General features: G+C 70.6%; 9 protein-coding genes, 5 tRNA genes and 1 other RNA gene. 14 read left to right on the top strand and 1 reads right to left on the bottom strand.

Annotated elements, in window-relative coordinates:
• Nucleotides 1-49: 49 nt before the first annotated feature.
• The 9 genes from D7X30_RS22155 to ffs all read left to right on the top strand — a co-directional run bounded on the left by D7X30_RS22155 (nt 50) and on the right by ffs (nt 7,739).
• Nucleotides 50-5,032: a tetratricopeptide repeat protein gene (locus D7X30_RS22155; protein ID WP_120564931.1), complete on the top strand. Its 4,983-nt coding sequence runs from the start codon at nt 50-52 to the stop codon at nt 5,030-5,032.
• Nucleotides 5,033-5,201: 169 nt separating this feature from the next.
• Complete coding sequence (gene serS / locus D7X30_RS22160) at nt 5,202-6,482, top strand: serine--tRNA ligase (protein WP_120564932.1); 1,281 nt, start codon at nt 5,202-5,204, stop codon at nt 6,480-6,482.
• A 125-nt stretch (nt 6,483-6,607) separates the two neighbouring features.
• Nucleotides 6,608-6,694: transfer RNA gene (locus D7X30_RS22165), tRNA-Ser, on the top strand.
• A 42-nt stretch (nt 6,695-6,736) separates the two neighbouring features.
• Nucleotides 6,737-6,826, top strand: a tRNA-Ser gene (locus D7X30_RS22170).
• 29 nt (nt 6,827-6,855) lie between these two features.
• Nucleotides 6,856-6,932, top strand: a tRNA-Arg gene (locus tag D7X30_RS22175).
• Nucleotides 6,933-6,956: 24 nt separating this feature from the next.
• Complete coding sequence (tadA, locus tag D7X30_RS22180) at nt 6,957-7,424, top strand: tRNA adenosine(34) deaminase TadA (protein WP_120564933.1); 468 nt, start codon at nt 6,957-6,959, stop codon at nt 7,422-7,424.
• Nucleotides 7,425-7,431: 7 nt separating this feature from the next.
• A tRNA-Ser gene (locus tag D7X30_RS22185) sits at nt 7,432-7,518 on the top strand.
• Between the two features lie 13 nt (nt 7,519-7,531).
• A tRNA-Ser gene (locus D7X30_RS22190) sits at nt 7,532-7,618 on the top strand.
• Between the two features lie 28 nt (nt 7,619-7,646).
• An RNA gene (gene ffs, locus D7X30_RS22195) (signal recognition particle sRNA small type) lies at nt 7,647-7,739 on the top strand.
• An 86-nt stretch (nt 7,740-7,825) separates the two neighbouring features.
• Here ffs and D7X30_RS22200 read toward each other — a convergent pair.
• Nucleotides 7,826-9,298: a glycosyltransferase family 39 protein gene (locus D7X30_RS22200; protein ID WP_120564934.1), complete on the bottom strand. Its 1,473-nt coding sequence runs from the start codon at nt 9,296-9,298 to the stop codon at nt 7,826-7,828.
• Between the two features lie 109 nt (nt 9,299-9,407).
• Between D7X30_RS22200 and D7X30_RS22205 the strand changes: the two genes are divergently transcribed.
• From D7X30_RS22205 to recR, 5 genes are all read left to right on the top strand, one after another.
• Complete coding sequence (locus D7X30_RS22205) at nt 9,408-10,946, top strand: NAD(P)/FAD-dependent oxidoreductase (protein WP_120564935.1); 1,539 nt, start codon at nt 9,408-9,410, stop codon at nt 10,944-10,946.
• Nucleotides 10,947-11,023: 77 nt separating this feature from the next.
• The gene (dnaX, locus tag D7X30_RS22210; protein ID WP_120564936.1) at nt 11,024-12,232 is read left to right on the top strand and encodes a DNA polymerase III subunit gamma/tau; all 1,209 of its coding nucleotides are present in this window, start codon (nt 11,024-11,026) and stop codon (nt 12,230-12,232) included.
• A gap of 181 nt (nt 12,233-12,413) precedes the next feature.
• The gene (locus D7X30_RS42990; RefSeq protein WP_233591706.1) at nt 12,414-13,793 is read left to right on the top strand and encodes a DNA polymerase III subunit gamma/tau; all 1,380 of its coding nucleotides are present in this window, start codon (nt 12,414-12,416) and stop codon (nt 13,791-13,793) included.
• Between the two features lie 98 nt (nt 13,794-13,891).
• Nucleotides 13,892-14,209, top strand: coding sequence for a YbaB/EbfC family nucleoid-associated protein (locus tag D7X30_RS22220; RefSeq protein WP_120564937.1), 318 nt, complete (start codon nt 13,892-13,894; stop codon nt 14,207-14,209).
• A gap of 6 nt (nt 14,210-14,215) precedes the next feature.
• Nucleotides 14,216-14,809, top strand: coding sequence for a recombination mediator RecR (recR, locus tag D7X30_RS22225; protein WP_120564938.1), 594 nt, complete (start codon nt 14,216-14,218; stop codon nt 14,807-14,809).
• Nucleotides 14,810-14,861 lie beyond the last annotated feature (52 nt).

The raw sequence follows: 14,861 nt of genomic DNA on the forward strand, positions 1-14,861 counted from the left end.
CGTCATTGCTGCGCGTGCGCGCGCCAGCCGGTCTCGTCGAAGGAAAACAATGAAAGTCTCCTGCCCGTCGTGCCAGACGAATTACAACATCGATGACAGGCGGATCCCGCCCGGCGGCGCGAAGCTGAAGTGCGCCCGGTGCCAGACCACATTCCCCATCAAGGCCGATGGCGTGAGCTCCGAAGCTCCCGAGGCCGGGCCCCAGTCCGCCGCCATCCCCCTCCCGGGCACCGCCGCGCCCCAGTCCGCCGCCATTCCGCTGCCGGGCACCGCCGCGCCCCAGTCCGCCGCGATTCCCCTGCCGGGTACCGCCGCGCCCCGTGCCGCCGCGCCCCAGTCCGCCGCCATTCCGCTGCCGGGTGCCGCCGCGCCGCAGTCCGCCGCGATTCCCCTGCCAGGCCAGGCCGCCCCCCAGTCCGCCGCGATTCCCCTGCCGGGTACCGCCGCTCCCCAGTCGGCCGCCATTCCGATCCCCGGCACCGCCGCGCCCCAGTCCGCCGCCATTCCGCTGCCGGGTAGCGCAGCGCCGCAGTCCGCCGCGATTCCGCTGCCGGGCACCGCCGCTCCGCGAGCAGCCGCTCCGGCGCCGCAGTCCGCCGCGATTCCGCTGCCGGGCACCGCCGCGCCGCGAGCAGCCGCCCCGGCTCCGCAGTCCGCCGCGATTCCGCTGCCGGGCACCGCCGCGCCCCAGTCCGCCGCCATCCCGCTCCCGGGCAGCGCCGCGCCCCAGTCCGCCGCCATCCCCATGGGCACGGGCCCTGCCATCCCGCTGCCGGGCACCGCCGCGCCGCGCGCAGCCGCTCCGGCGCCGCAGTCCGCCGCCATCCCCCTCCCCGGAGCAGCCGCGCCCCAGTCCGCCGCCATCCCCATGGGCGCGGGCCCGGCCATCCCGCTCCCTGGCACCGCCGCGCCGCGCGCCGCTGCCATCCCGCTCCCGGGCAGTGCCGCGCCCCAGTCCGCCGCCATCCCGCTGCCGGGCAACGCCGCTCCGCCCGTCCCCGAGGATCCGTTCTCCTTCGACGACGAGATCCCGCCCGAGGCCTATGCCTCGCCGGGCGTGGCCGCGCCCCGGGCCATCTCGCTGGACGCGGGACCTGGCGCGCCGGTGGCCCTTCCGGACGACTCGTTCAACTTCGACATGGACGCCGCGCCGCTGGCCCCCGCGCACGTTGCGGCGGAGGACGACTTCGCGGAGGTGAGCAGCGGCGAGTTCTCCTCGGTCGACACCAGCGACTTCGCCGAGCCGCGCGAGGACGTGACCCGCGTCGTCGCCATCCCCGTCCCCAACGCCGCCTTCCGCGAGCCCGCCGCGCCCGCCGCCTACGGCACGCACGAGCCCGCCGGCACCGCGCGCGACTTCGACTTCTCCGAAGAGCCCGTCGCCGCCGCCCCGCCCGCCGAGGCCGACTTCGGCACGCCCGACTTCGACTTCGCGGACGACGGCACCCTGCCCGTCCCCGCGCAGCCCGCGCCGGAAGACGCGTTCACCTTCGACATCAACGACCCGAACAACGCCCACGGCCCCGCGGCGTCGCGTCCCCATCCTCAGACCTACGGCTACGGCGAGCCGGAGCCCCAGGAGGATCCGTTCGCCCTGGCCCCGCCCCCCGCGGAACCGGAAGCGGATCCGTTCGGCCTCCCGCCGCCCTCCGCCTACGCGGCCCCGGCCCCTGACGACGACCCGTTCGCCCTGCCCCCGCCGCCCGCCGCCGGTGCGCCGTCCTACGACCTGGGCGGGCTGCCCTCCTCGAGCGAGGACCCCTTCGCCCTGCCGCCCTCGCCCGGCCTGGACTTCTCCGACCTGCCCTCGCCCGCCGCGCCCCAGGCGATGGACTTCTCGGACCTGCCCTCGCCCGCCGCGCCCGCGGCCGTGTCCTTCGATTTCGCGGAGCCGCCGGCCCCCGCGTACGGCCAGGCCCCCGTGCCCGCGGATGATCCGTTCGCCGTGGACTTCACGTCGCCGCCCCCGGCCGCGCCGCCCGCTCCGGACTTCCAGTTGGACTTCGGGGACCCCGCCCCGGCCGCGCCGCCAGCGCGCATCAACCCCGCCACCGACTTCGGCGACGTGGACTTCGGCGACCCCGCCCCCGTCCCGTCCTCCGCTGCCACGGGCCTGCCGGACGCGCTGGAGTTCGACCCCACCGCCGCGCCCATGGATGACCTGGAAGCGGACCTCTCCGCGCCGCTGCCGCCCCCGCCCGCCGCGGGCCCCGCGGACGGCCTGGAGATGCTCAGCTTCATCGACGACAGCGCCGGCAAGGACGCCGGTGGCCGCGTACAGGTGAAGCGCTTCCACGTGCGCCGCCGCTCCGGGAAGATGTTCGGCCCGTTCGAAGAGGGCGTCATCGTCAAGATGCTCGAGGACGGCCAGCTCCTGGGCAACGAGGACGTGTCGCCGGACTCGGAGGCGTGGACCGCCATCGGCACCGTGCCCGTCTTCGCCGCCGCCATCCAGCGGCTGATGGAGGGCCCGTCCAAGGCCGTGCCGCTCGCGGCCACCCCGGGCGCGCCGGCTCCGGAGACGGCGGGCGCCGCGGATCCCGCCAACCCCCAGGCCAGCATGGAGCGGCTGCGCCAGCTCTACGAAGGCCGCATGGCCGCGGTGTCCGTCGTGGACCGCAGCGCCTCCGACGCCAAATGGAAGAAGCGCCTGCCCGTCATCATCGCCGCGGGCGTGTCGGTGCTCGTGCTGGTCACCGGCGCCAGCTTCGAGGCCAGCCGCTACGGCGCCTTCGGCCGCAACAAGTTCTTCCCGGCCCGCGTGTCCTCCGGCTCCGCCGAGGCGAAGCTCGTCGAGGAGGCGCGCAAGGGGCTCCTGGCGGACACCTACGCCAGCTACAAGGAAGCGCGCAAAAAGAGCGCCCAGGTGCTGGCGAAGAACGAGTACCCGGAGGTCCGCGCCCTCTGGTGCCAGTCCGTCGCCTACCTGCAGCGCCGCTACGCGGACGGAGAGCGCTCCGACCTCAGCGCGTGCGGCAAGCACATGGCGGCCATCGAGCTCTTGGGCGAGAAGAACGTGGAGGTCATCAAGACCACCGCCGGCATCGCGCTCACCCAGCGAAAGGCGGCGGAGGTGCAGGCCCGCCTGCAGGACGCCGCCATCCGCGAGGACAACCAGGGCGACCTGGAGCTCTCCTTCCTCCTGGCGGAGTCCTACGCGCAGCAGAAGGACATCGGCAACGCCGTCGCCACGCTGACCAAGGTGCTGGAGAAGGACGCGAAGTCCGCCAAGGCCCACCACGCGCTGGGCGACCTGTACCAGGCGCAGGGCAAGGCCGACGAGGCCGCCAGGTCCTACGCGGAAGCGCTCGCCGCGGATCCGCAGCACGCCGCCTCCGCGGTGGAGCTGGCCGCGGTGGAGCTCTTGGTGCGCAAGTCGAACATCGAGCAGGGCGCCCAGGCCGTGGAGAGCGCCCTGAAGCTCCAGGACGCGCTGGGGCCCGCCGAGCGCGCCCGCGCCCGCGGCCTCAAGGGCATGGCCCTCTTCCAGCAGTTCAAGCCCAAGGAAGCGGAAGCGGAGCTGAAGGAGGCCCTCAAGGACAACCCGGACTCCGACTTCATCAAGGCCCAGCTGGCCCAGGTGCTGCGCTCGCAGCGCGACTACGACGGCGCGCTGCCGCTCTACGCCTCGCTCGCGAAGGAGGACAGCGACAACCTGGGGTTCGTGGACGGCCACATCACCGCGCTGGTGATGACGGGCAAGATGCAGGACGCCCTCACCGCCGTGGAGGCCGCCAGCAAGAGCTTCCCCAACGAGGCGCGCATCGCGTACCTTTACGGGCGCATCGAGGACGCGCTCGACAAGCCCACGGAGGCGGAAGGCCATTTCAAGCGCGCCAACGCCGCAGACGCGAAGCTGGTGGACGCGGGCCTGTACCTGGGCCGTCTGTACCTCCGGCAGCACCGCAACGCGGACGCGCGCGCCCTGCTGGAAGCCGCCGCGCAACAGGCCCCGGAGCACGCGGGCGTGCACGCGGGCCTGGGTGAGCTGGCGCTCGCGGAGAACAACAGCCTGCTCGCGCAGCAGGAGTTCGACCGCGCAGTGCAGCTGGATCCCAACCTGGCGGACGCCCACCTGGGCCTGTCACGCGTGGCCCTGCTCAATGGCGACGCCACCCGCGCGGAGACGGAGGCCAACCGCGCCCTGGAGCTGGATCCGCACCTGCTGAAGGACGGCCGGCTGCAGCGCGGCCTGGTCCTCTGGCGGCTGCACCGGCTGGACGAGGCCGCCGCGGAGTTGGAGAAGGCCAAGGCGGAGGACCCCCGCTCCATCACCACGCCCATCACCCTGGGCGCGGTGCTCCTGGAGAAGGGCGACCTGGCCGGCGCGGAGAGCAACCTGGGCCTCGCGCTGCGCAACGAGCCGTCCAACCACGAGGCGCTCTACTACCTGGGCCTCGTGCGCGCGAAGCGCTCCGAATACACCCAGGCGCTCGACAGCATGAAGACCGCCGTGGACCGCGCGCCCAAGCGCCCGGACTACCACTACGCGTACGGCGTCATCCTGCGCGACGCGAAGCGGCTGCCGGACGCCATCGAGCAGTGGAAGGCCGCCGTGGAGCTGGAGCCCAACTACGCGGACGCGCACGAGGCCCTGGGCCACGCCCACCTGGAGCGCGCCCGGTTCGACGACGCCATCGCCTCCTTCGAGGCGGCGCTCAAGGCGGATCCGCAGCGCACGCGGGTGCTGGGCGCCATGGGCGACGTGCTCTTCAACGCCGCCCGCTGGGACGACGCCGTCCGCCGCTACCAGGCGGCGCTCAAGGCGGATCCGAAGCTCACGTACGTCTACTACAAAGTCGCTCGCGCCTTCACGGAGCAGGCCCAGTACGCCAAGGCCATCGACTGGTACAAGAAGGCCACCACCGCCGAGCCGGACAACGCCCAGTCCTTCTACTACCTGGGCTTCGCCTACAAGGAGCGCAACAAGCGCAAGGACGCCATCACGGCCTTCAAGGAGTACCTGGTGAAGAAGCCGGACGCGGCGGACAAGAAGGACATCGAGGACGAAATCTACGACCTCGAACACTAGCCGGGCCTGGCGGGCGGGCCTTTCCTTCCAGGACCGCCCGGACCGCCAGTAGACCGCTGGCGGGGCCCTTCCGGTCAGCCCCCGGGGCCTGGGGGCGTCCGGCCTTGAGCACCCGGCGCGTGGTGAGCCTTGCCGGCCCACGCCCGGGATGACTACAAGGCGAGCCCCTATGCTGGACCTCCGGAACGTTGCGCAGAACTTCGATGCGGTCGTCGCCCGACTGAAGACTCGGGGCGGCAGCCTGGACCTCGGCCCCTTCCAGTCGCTCTTCCTCGAGCGCCGCGACCTCTATGTCTCCATGGAGGCGCTGGCCGCGCGCCGCAACGCCGCCAACGAGGAGATGAAGCGCAAGGCCAAGGAGGACCCGTCCGCCATGGAGAAGCTGCGCGGCGACCTGCGCGGCGTCTCCCAGGAGATCAAGGAGAAGGAGGCCCGCCTCAAGGAAGTGGAGGACGAGCTCAACCGCATCCTGCTGGTCATCCCCAACGTGCCCCACGACTCCGTCCCGGTGGGCGCGAGCGCTGACGAGAACGTCCAGGTGAAGACCTGGGGTGAGAAGCCCAACCTGCTCTTCACGCCGAAGCAGCACTTCGAGCTGGGCGAGTCGCTGGGCATGCTCGACTTCGAGCGCGCCACGAAGGTGTCCGGCAGCCGCTTCACCTTCTACAAGGGCGCCCTGGCGCGGCTGGAGCGCGCGCTCGTCACGTTCATGATCGACGTGCACACGTCCAAGGGCTACACGGAGCTGCTGCCGCCCTACCTCGTGCTGCGCGAGACGATGATGGGCACGGGCCAGCTGCCCAAGTTCGAGGACGACGCCTTCAAGACGTCCGGCGACCCCGAGCGCTTCCTCATCCCCACCGCGGAAGTCCCCGTGACGAACTACCACGCGGACGAAATCCTGGAGGGCGACCAGCTCCCCATCCGCTACTGCGCCTTCAGCCCGTGCTTCCGCGCGGAGGCCGGCGCCGCGGGGCGCGACACGCGCGGCCTCATCCGCCAGCACCAGTTCCACAAGGTGGAGCTCGTGAAGTTCTCCCAGCCGGACAAGAGCCTGGAAGAGCTGGAGGCCATGACGGACGACGCGTGCGACATCCTCCGCCGGCTGGGGCTGCATCACCGCGTGATGCTGCTGTGCACCGGGGACATGGGCTTCGGCGCGCGGAAGACGTACGACATCGAGGTCTGGCTGCCCGGCCAGGGCGCGTACCGGGAGATTTCGTCCTGCTCGGACTGCGGCGACTTCCAGGCCCGCCGCGCGAAGATCCGCTTCCGCCCCCAGAAGGGGGACAAGCCCCAGATGCTGCACACCCTCAACGGCAGCGGGCTGGCCGTGGGGCGCACGAGCATCGCCATCCTGGAGAACTACCAGCGGGAGGACGGAAGCGTCGCCATCCCGGAGGCGTTGGTGCCGTACATGGGCGGGCTGAAGGAACTGCGCCCCCTCTAGTCAGGGCGATGGGGCCCCGGACGTAAAAAGGGGCCAACATCTCTCTTGCCACAGGGAAGAAATGATGTAGAAGGGCGGCCCCACGGGCGCGGTTGGCCCGCCGGGAACCGAGCGGCACCTGCTGTGGAGGCGTGGCCGAGCGGTTGAAGGCAGCGGTCTTGAAAACCGCAGAAGGTGAAAGCCTTCCGTAGGTTCGAATCCTACCGCCTCCGATTTTGAGCTTGAGTTTCGTGGTTCTTTGACAGAGAAGAGTTGGAGAGATGGCCGAGAGGCTGAAGGCACAGGTTTGCTAAACCTGCATACTCGAAAGGGTATCGAGGGTTCGAATCCCTCTCTCTCCGCCACTTGATGTAAAGCAGCAGCCGGAAGAAATGCTCCCTTAGCTCAGCTGGATAGAGCGTCGGACTACGAATCCGAAGGCCGGAGGTTCGAATCCTCCAGGGAGCGCCACTTCTTCTCAGGCGCGCATGTAACATGAGTGACGACATCGTTTTCATGCAGCAGGCTTTAGAGCTCGCGCGGGAAGCGGCTTCACTCGGTGAAGTTCCGGTGGGTGCGGTAGCGGTGCTGGACGGAAACGTCGTGGGCACGGGCTACAACCGCCGTGAATGCGACCGAAACCCCTTTGCTCATGCTGAGATGCTCGCGCTGGCTGCCGCCGCGAAAGCACGCGACGCGTGGCGACTCTCCGGGGTGACCCTCTACGTGACGCTGGAACCGTGTGCGATGTGCGCCGGTGCGCTGGTTCAGTCTCGTGTCACCCGACTCGTCTTTGGTACAATGGATCCGAAAGCGGGTGCGGTCGGCTCGCTGTACAACCTGGTGGAAGAGCCCCGGCACAACCACCGGCTTCAAGTGACAAGCGGTATCCTGGCGGAAGACAGTCGCCAGCTTCTCAAGACGTTCTTCGAGCGCTTGCGCGCGAAGCGACGTGAAAACTGAATACTCTGGAGAGCTGGCCGAGTGGTCGAAGGCACCTGACTCGAAATCAGGCGTACCGGTAACGGTACCGTAGGTTCGAATCCTACGCTCTCCGCTCCATCGTGATTGGAGAGGTGGCCGAGCGGTTGAAGGCACACGCCTGGAACGCGTGCATATCTGAAAGGGTATCGTGGGTTCGAATCCCACCCTCTCCGTTGTTATTTTCGAAGTAGCAGTACGGATTTTGTGGTCGGGACAACGTGGGGGCGCGAACCCCGCCAGGTCCGGAAGGAAGCAACGGTAGCGTACTTCCGCGTGTGTCCCGGCCGTTCTGTCTCACCTGAAGCGCCGACATCCCTCCGGGGATGCCGGCGCTTCGGCTTTGCGGGCTTGCCCTCCCCTGCCCGGCTGGCTGCTTCGCTTCAGTCGCGGACGAGGATGGTTTCCCGCCCCACTTCGCGGACGACGCGGAAGCCGGCGGCCTGGAGCTCCGGCAGGGCCCGGCCCTCGAAGGTGACGGCGCGGTTGAAGGCTCGGTCGTGGATGGAGGCCTGGAAGGCCGCGTCCCGGGGCCAGTCGCAGGTGCGCCAGGGGATGTTCTTGCCGATGTAGAAGAAGCCCCCGGAGCCCCACAGCCCTTCGTTGACGATGAGCAGCCCCGTCGCGTCCCCCCGGGTGGCCCGGGCGATGGCGCGGAACTGGTCCGCTCGCAGGTCGTTGGACGGGAAGCCGCGGCCATGCACGAAGCCCAGGGCCAGCGCGAGCACCGCCGCCCCATTCCTCAGGCCCTGTCGGGAGAGCGTGGCGCTGCTAGCGGCCAGCTGGGACGCGGCCGCTAGCAGCGCCACCACCAGCCCCGGGTAGAGGAAGCGCTCCTCCTTGTGGGGCGTGGCCAGGAGGACGGCGGTGTAGACGGCCGCGCAGGTGAGCGGCAGGGACAGCGCGCGAAAGCGCGGCAGGGGGGCCAGCGACAAGGGCACGGCGGCCCAGGCCCAGAGGGGCACGGCCTGGAGCAACGGCCCCCAATAGAAGTCCGGCGGTGAGGCACCGAACGCGGCGGCGGCCTTCCCGGAGAGGAGGTTGTAGTCCACGTAGGCCCGGAACGAGTGGAAGGGCGTGCCCCAGGTGCCCCAGTCGAGCAGGCCCAGTCCCACCGCCACCGCCGCGCCTCCCACGCAGGTGAAGGCGAACAGGCGCCACCTCCGGGCGGCGGCCAGCCACAGGAGCGCGGCCACCACGAAGAGGGCGGACGGATAGCGCGTCACCACGGCGAGCCCCAGGGCCATGCCGCCCAGGAGTCCCGCCCGGCGCACGCGCGCGGCCAGGCCGGTGTCCGGTCGGTCCAGGGCCTCCATGGCCACGAGGAGGAAGGACGCGGAGAAGGACTCCGACAGGGTGCGTCCGGCGAAGAGGAGCACCGGCGCGCTCAGCCCCACGAGCAACACCGCGAGCGCCCCACCCCAGGGGCCCGCCCTGCGTTCCGCGAAGCGGTAGACGGCCCACAGGCTCCAGGCGTGCAGGGCGAACTGGGGGAGCGCCACCACGCCCCGGTAGACGCGCGGGTCGGTGACGCCAAACCCGTGCGCCACCTTCAGGAAGGCGGCCAGCACGCCGGGGACGGCCCAGTTGCGCAGGCCCTCGCGCCACTCCCAGGCCAGCACGCCGTAGCCGTGCACGCGCCAGTACGCGGGCTCCAGCGCCTGGAACACCTCGTCCGGGTGGATGCGCCCCAACTCGCTCACCGCGAGGACACACGGCGCCAGCGCCACCGCGAGGAGCCCCAGCACACGGAGGCTTCCAGGCAGCCCCGTCTGCACGACGGGGGCCGGAACTTCCAGCGGAGCCTGGGAGGAGCCGGGGGCCGGGGGCGCGTCGTCGGAGGAGGGGGCGTTCACGTGGCGGGCGCGACTCTTTCCGGCCCTGACGTCCAGCGCAAGACGCACGGTGTTTGTCGGGGAGGCCGCGGCTCGGGTAGGAACGGCCTTTTCCCCAAGGAGGAAGACCATGCCAGACGTCATCGTGGTGGGCGCGGGCCACAACGGACTTGTCGCGGCGGCGATGCTCGCGCGCCGGGGCCTGTCGGTCACCGTGCTGGAAGAGAAGGACCAGGTGGGCGGCGCGTGCAAGACGGAGTACCCGTTCCGCACGGCTCCGAAGCTGGGCGTCTCCACCGGCGCGTACCTCCTGGGGCTGATGCCGCCGGAGTTGCTCCAGGAGCTCCAGATGGAGCTGCCCCTCAAGCGCCGCGACCCGCACTACTTCCTTCCCACGATGGACAAGCGCTACCTGCTCTTCGGCTCGGATGAGCGGGAGCTGGAGCGGCAGTTCCGCGAGTTCTTCTCCGAGGCGGACTGGAACGCCCACGTCGCCATGAACACGGAGCTGGCGGCGCTGCGCGAGGACCTGGCGCCCGCGTGGCTCCTGCCTCCCGTGTCGCTGGAGGAGACGGCGGAGCGCTACGTGCGCCCGGCCCTGCGCCAGCACTTCATCCATCTGTGTCGCGGCACGGCGCGCGAGTACCTGGAGCGCTTCGGCTACAAGTCCGACTTCGTGAAGGCGATGTACGCCGTCACCGACGCGTTCTCCGGCCTGGACGGTGGCTACGACACGCCGGGCACGGGCATGAACCTGCTGGTGCACAACCTCTGCCGGCTGCCGGGCAGTGGCGGCACATGGATGATCGTCGAAGGCGGCATGGGCACCGTCACCCAGCGCATCGCGGCGATTGCGCGCAAGCACGGCGCCCAGCTGCGTACGAACGCGAAGGTGGCGTCGGTGCGTGTGGACAGCGGCGTGGTGAAGGGCGTGGTGCTGGAGAACGGCGAGGAGCTGTCCGCGAAGATCGTGGTCTCCAACGCGGACCCGTTCCGCACGATGAAGCTGGTGGACTCGGAGGCGCTGAACAAGGAGTACCGGAGCATGGTGGACGGGATGTCCTCGCCGGGCACCACGCTCAAGGTGAACCTGTGCCTCAAGTCCCTGCCCACCTTCACCTGCCTGCCGGAGGACCGGGGCCAGTTCGGTCCCACCATCCACCTGCTGCCCCAGGAGGACGACGTGCTGGGGGCGCTGGCGCACGGCTACAAGGAAGCGAAGGAGGGCCGGCTGGCGGAGTTCCCCTCCATCGAGTGGTACGTGCACACCACGGTGGACCCGACCCTGAAGGATGAGGAAGGGCACCACAACTCCGCCCTCTTCGTGGAGTGGGTGCCAGAGAAGCTGGAGGGCACCACCTGGGAGAAGGAGGAGGCGCGCTACGTGAAGCACCTCTTGTCCATCTGCGACCGCTTCGCGCCCGGTACCAGCGACCTGGTGCAGGAGTACTTCGCGCTCACGCCGCCGAAGATTGAGTCCCACTTCGGCATCACCCGCGGCCACATCCATCATGTGGACAACAAGCGCGGGTTCACCGACCGGCTGCCCTATGAGACGCCCGTGCAGGGGCTCTACTTCTGCAGCGCGGGCTGCCACCCCGCTGGAAGTGTCATCGGCGCTGCGGGCCACAACGCGGCCAACGTGGTGCTACAGGCGCTCGGACGCTGACACGGAGTGCGTCTCACGGCGGGCGGAATGGACGTTCCATGGATCCTTTTGCCCGCCGTGTTTAGATGGTTGTCCCCATGAGCTACCTCGTCCTCGCCCGCAAATGGCGCCCGCAGAAGTTCGATGACATGACCGGCCAGGAGCACGTGGTCCGGACCATCGGGAACGCCATCAAGATGGACCGGGTCGCGCACGCGTACCTGTTCTGCGGTCCTCGAGGGGTGGGCAAGACGACGGCCGCCCGCCTGCTCGCCAAGGCGCTCAACTGTGAGCAGGGCCCCACGGCGACCCCGTGCGGCACCTGCCGGGCGTGCACCGAAATCACCACCGGCACCAGCGTGGACGTGGCGGAGATCGACGGTGCGTCCAACAACGGCGTCGAGAACGTGCGCGAGATTCGCGAGAACGCGAAGTACCTGCCGCAACGCGACCGCCACAAGATCTACATCATCGACGAAGTCCACATGCTCTCCGGCGCGGCGTTCAACGCGCTCCTGAAGACGCTGGAGGAGCCGCCCGGTCACGTGAAGTTCATCTTCGCGACGACGGAGGCGCACAAGCTCCCGGACACCATCCTGTCGCGCTGCCAGCGCCACAACTTCCGGCGCATCTCCGCGGCGCGGATGCTCCAGCGGCTGAAGGAGATCTGCCAGGCGGAAGGCGCGGGCATCTCCGAGCAGTCGCTGTCGCTGGTGGTGCGCCAGTCCGAAGGCGGCATGCGCGACGCGCTGAGCCTGTTGGATCAGATTCTCGCGTCGTGCGGTCCCACCCCCACGGACGAGGCCGTCGCGGAGGCGATGGGCGCCATCGACCGCACGGTGGTGCAGGACTTCGCGGAGGCGCTGGTCCGCAAGGACGCGAAGCGCGTGCTGGGCCGCGTGGATGAGGTGTTCAACCGGGGCCTGGACCTGAAGCGGCTGGCGGAGGAACTGGCGCTGCAGTTGCGGCATCTCTTCGTGACGAAGTCGCTGGGTGAGGCGCCCGCGGAGCTGGCCGAGTCCGAGCAGAAGGCGCTGTTGGCGCTGGCGAAGGAAGCGGACACGGCGCAGCTGTCGCGGCTGTTCGACATCGTGCACGGCTGCATCTGGGACGTGTCGCGAGCGGCGCAGCCCCGGTTGGCGCTGGAGATGGCGCTGCTCAAGGCCATCCAGCTGTCCCCGGCCGGTTCCATTCCCGACCTGCTGGCCCGCGTGGAGCGGCTGTCAGCGGGCCTTGGCGCGGAAGGCGCGAAGAACACGACCGGAGCGCCAGGAGGTCGCTCCGGTCCCGCGAACTTTCGCGTCTGAGGTCCAGGCCGAAGTCCGCGCGCCCGTAGCGGCGCCACGCCCTGTCGAAGGTCCGGGTGCTCCCGCGCAAACGGGCGCCACGCCGCGTCCGTTCGATGCGCAGGGTCCGTCCGCGCACGCGGAGGCCACGTCGCGTCCGGCACCTCCGTCCGCATCCGCGTCGACGGTGGCCCCGCCGCGCATGGCGGACACGCAGGGTCCGTCCGCGCACGTGGGGGCAACGCCGCGTCCGTTCGAAACGCAGGGCCCGTCCGCGCACGCGGACACCTCGTCGCGTCCGGTGCCTCCGTCCGCATCCGCGTCGACGGTGGCCCCGCCGCGCATGGCGGACACGCAGGGTCCGTCCGCGCACGTGGGGGCAACGCCGCGTCCGTTCGATGAGCAGGGCCCATCCACTCATGCAGGGGCCACCGTCCGGCCCTTCGATGACACGCGCGCTCCGGCACCCTCTGCATCACGCGGTGAGCCGGTCCCGGCCGGTGCGTCCGCCGTGGCCACCCGGACGCCACCAGCCGCGCTGATGGAGGGCCTGTCCCCCGCGGCGGCCCGTCCCCTCTCCTTCCTTCGCAATGGCGGTGGCGCGAGCGGCCCCGTTCCCCCTCCCGCCGCCGTGCCTCCCGCGCCGGTGGTGATGGACGACTTGCCTCCGTCCGCCGCGCGCCCACTGTCCTTCCTGCGCAATGGCGGCGGCGCGGCCCCCGCGATGGAGGCCCCTCCGGCCCCGGGCGTCGTCATGGACGACCTGCCCCCCTCCGCGGCCCGTCCCCTCTCCTTCCTCCGCAACGGCGGCGCCCAGCCCCCGGCTCCCGCCCCCGAGCCCACGCCCGCGGCTCGCGCGCCCGAACCCGCCACGCCCACCGTGCGCATCACCAACATGCGCAAGCCGGAGCCCGTGGCCCCGCCCGAACCTCCGCGGCACGGCGATGAGGACGCGGACGAGCGCATGTTCCCGGAAGAGGGCTCCGCCGAAGGCTGTGCCTCCGGCGAGTGCATCCCCGTCGCGGAGCCCGCCGCCCCCGAACCGGAGCCGCCGGAACCCGAGCCTCCTCCCGCGATGGCGCCCGTCGCCACCAGCCGCGACAACCCCAACCGCTCCCTGCCCGAGCGCTGGCGCGCCGCCGTGGAGACCGTGAAGTCCACGTCCGTGCGCCACGGCACGGCGCTCGCCAACGGCCGCCTCCAGTCCATGAAGGCGGGGGAAATCATCCTGGGCTTCCCGCCCACCGCCGCCTTCCACAAGGCCGCCGTGGTGTCGCCCGGGGGCAAGGCCACGGTGGACGCGGCGCTGGCCTCGCACTTCGGCCGGGCCGTGAAGCTCACCATCACGGACGTGCCCCAGACCCAGGACGCCCTCCCGGGCGGCATGGGGCAGAGCCTCTCCGAGCAGGACACCCAGACCCGCAACACCCACGAGAAGAGCACCGAGGGCAAGGTGCGCTCCCACGCGTCCGTGCGGGCCATCCTCAAGATGCTGGGCGGCGAAATCGAACACATCCAGGTCTACGAGCCCGAGCGGCCACCGGCCAACCTCCCGGACGTCCCCGCCGCTCCTGACGACTGACAACGCCGCGCGGCCCCGCTAGGGTGCGCGGCAACGTCCCTGCTCCGAGCGGCGCCATGGCGGCCCCGCGCTCCCACGACCGGGGACCGAGGAAGCACATGCCCGGCATCGACCTGAACTACTTCATCCGGCAGGCGAACAAGCTCACCGAGAAGATCGAGGAGCGGAAGAAGCAGCTGGCGGAAGAGACCGTCGAGGCGAAGTCCGGCGAGGGCCTCGTGACGGTCGTCGCCAACTGCGTGCAGGAGATCCGCAGCATCAAGATCGACAAGAGCGCCATCGACCCCAACGACACGGGGATGCTCGAGGACCTCGTCACCGCCGCCGTGAACGCTGCCCTGGCGAACAGCCGTCAGCACATGAACGCCGAGCTGGCGAAGATCTCCGGCGGCGTGAAGATCCCCGGCATTAACTAAAGACGGATGACGCCCGATCCGCTGAATCGCCTGGTCGCCCAGCTCGCGAAGCTGCCGGGCATTGGTGAGAAGACCGCCCAGCGCCTCGCGTTCCACATCCTGCGGGCGCCGGGCGAGTTCGCCGTCGACCTCTCACAGGCCATCCGCGAGGTGAAGGAGAAGGTGCACCTGTGCGTGCGCTGTTTCTCCCTCACCGACTCGGAGCTGTGCGGCTTCTGTCGCGACAACCGCCGCGACGAGCGCGCCCTGTGCGTGGTGGAGACGTACTCGGACCTGATGGCGCTGGAGCGCACCCGCGAGTTCAAGGGCCGCTACCACGTGCTGCACGGCGTGCTGTCCCCGCTGGAAGGCGTGGGCCCGGAGCAACTGCGCATCAAGGAGCTGCTGCTGCGCCTCAACGACAGCCGGGTGGAGGAGATCATCCTCGCCACCAACCCGGACATCGAGGGTGAAGCCACCGCGCTCTACCTCACGCGGCTGCTCAAGCCGATGGGCCTGCGGGTGACGCGCATCGCCCAGGGCCTGCCCATGGGCGGCGACCTGGAGTTCGCGGACCAGGCCACGCTCGCCAAGGCATTGTCCGCCCGCCGAGACCTGTGACGGCGCTGGCCCGTCCCGCGCGCTGAACGCGGGACGGAAAAGCCGCCGCACC

The organism is Corallococcus sp. AB011P (genome assembly GCF_003611605.1).
Taxonomy (GTDB): domain Bacteria; phylum Myxococcota; class Myxococcia; order Myxococcales; family Myxococcaceae; genus Corallococcus; species Corallococcus coralloides.

Coding starts and splice junctions, on each gene's coding strand:
- D7X30_RS22155 (WP_120564931.1), top strand. CDS start 50: ATGAAAGTCTCCTGCCCGTCGTGCCAGACGAATTACAACATCGATGAC.
- serS (WP_120564932.1), top strand. CDS start 5,202: ATGCTGGACCTCCGGAACGTTGCGCAGAACTTCGATGCGGTCGTCGCC.
- tadA (WP_120564933.1), top strand. CDS start 6,957: ATGAGTGACGACATCGTTTTCATGCAGCAGGCTTTAGAGCTCGCGCGG.
- D7X30_RS22205 (WP_120564935.1), top strand. CDS start 9,408: ATGCCAGACGTCATCGTGGTGGGCGCGGGCCACAACGGACTTGTCGCG.
- dnaX (WP_120564936.1), top strand. CDS start 11,024: ATGAGCTACCTCGTCCTCGCCCGCAAATGGCGCCCGCAGAAGTTCGAT.
- D7X30_RS42990 (WP_233591706.1), top strand. CDS start 12,414: ATGGCGGACACGCAGGGTCCGTCCGCGCACGTGGGGGCAACGCCGCGT.
- D7X30_RS22220 (WP_120564937.1), top strand. CDS start 13,892: ATGCCCGGCATCGACCTGAACTACTTCATCCGGCAGGCGAACAAGCTC.
- recR (WP_120564938.1), top strand. CDS start 14,216: ATGACGCCCGATCCGCTGAATCGCCTGGTCGCCCAGCTCGCGAAGCTG.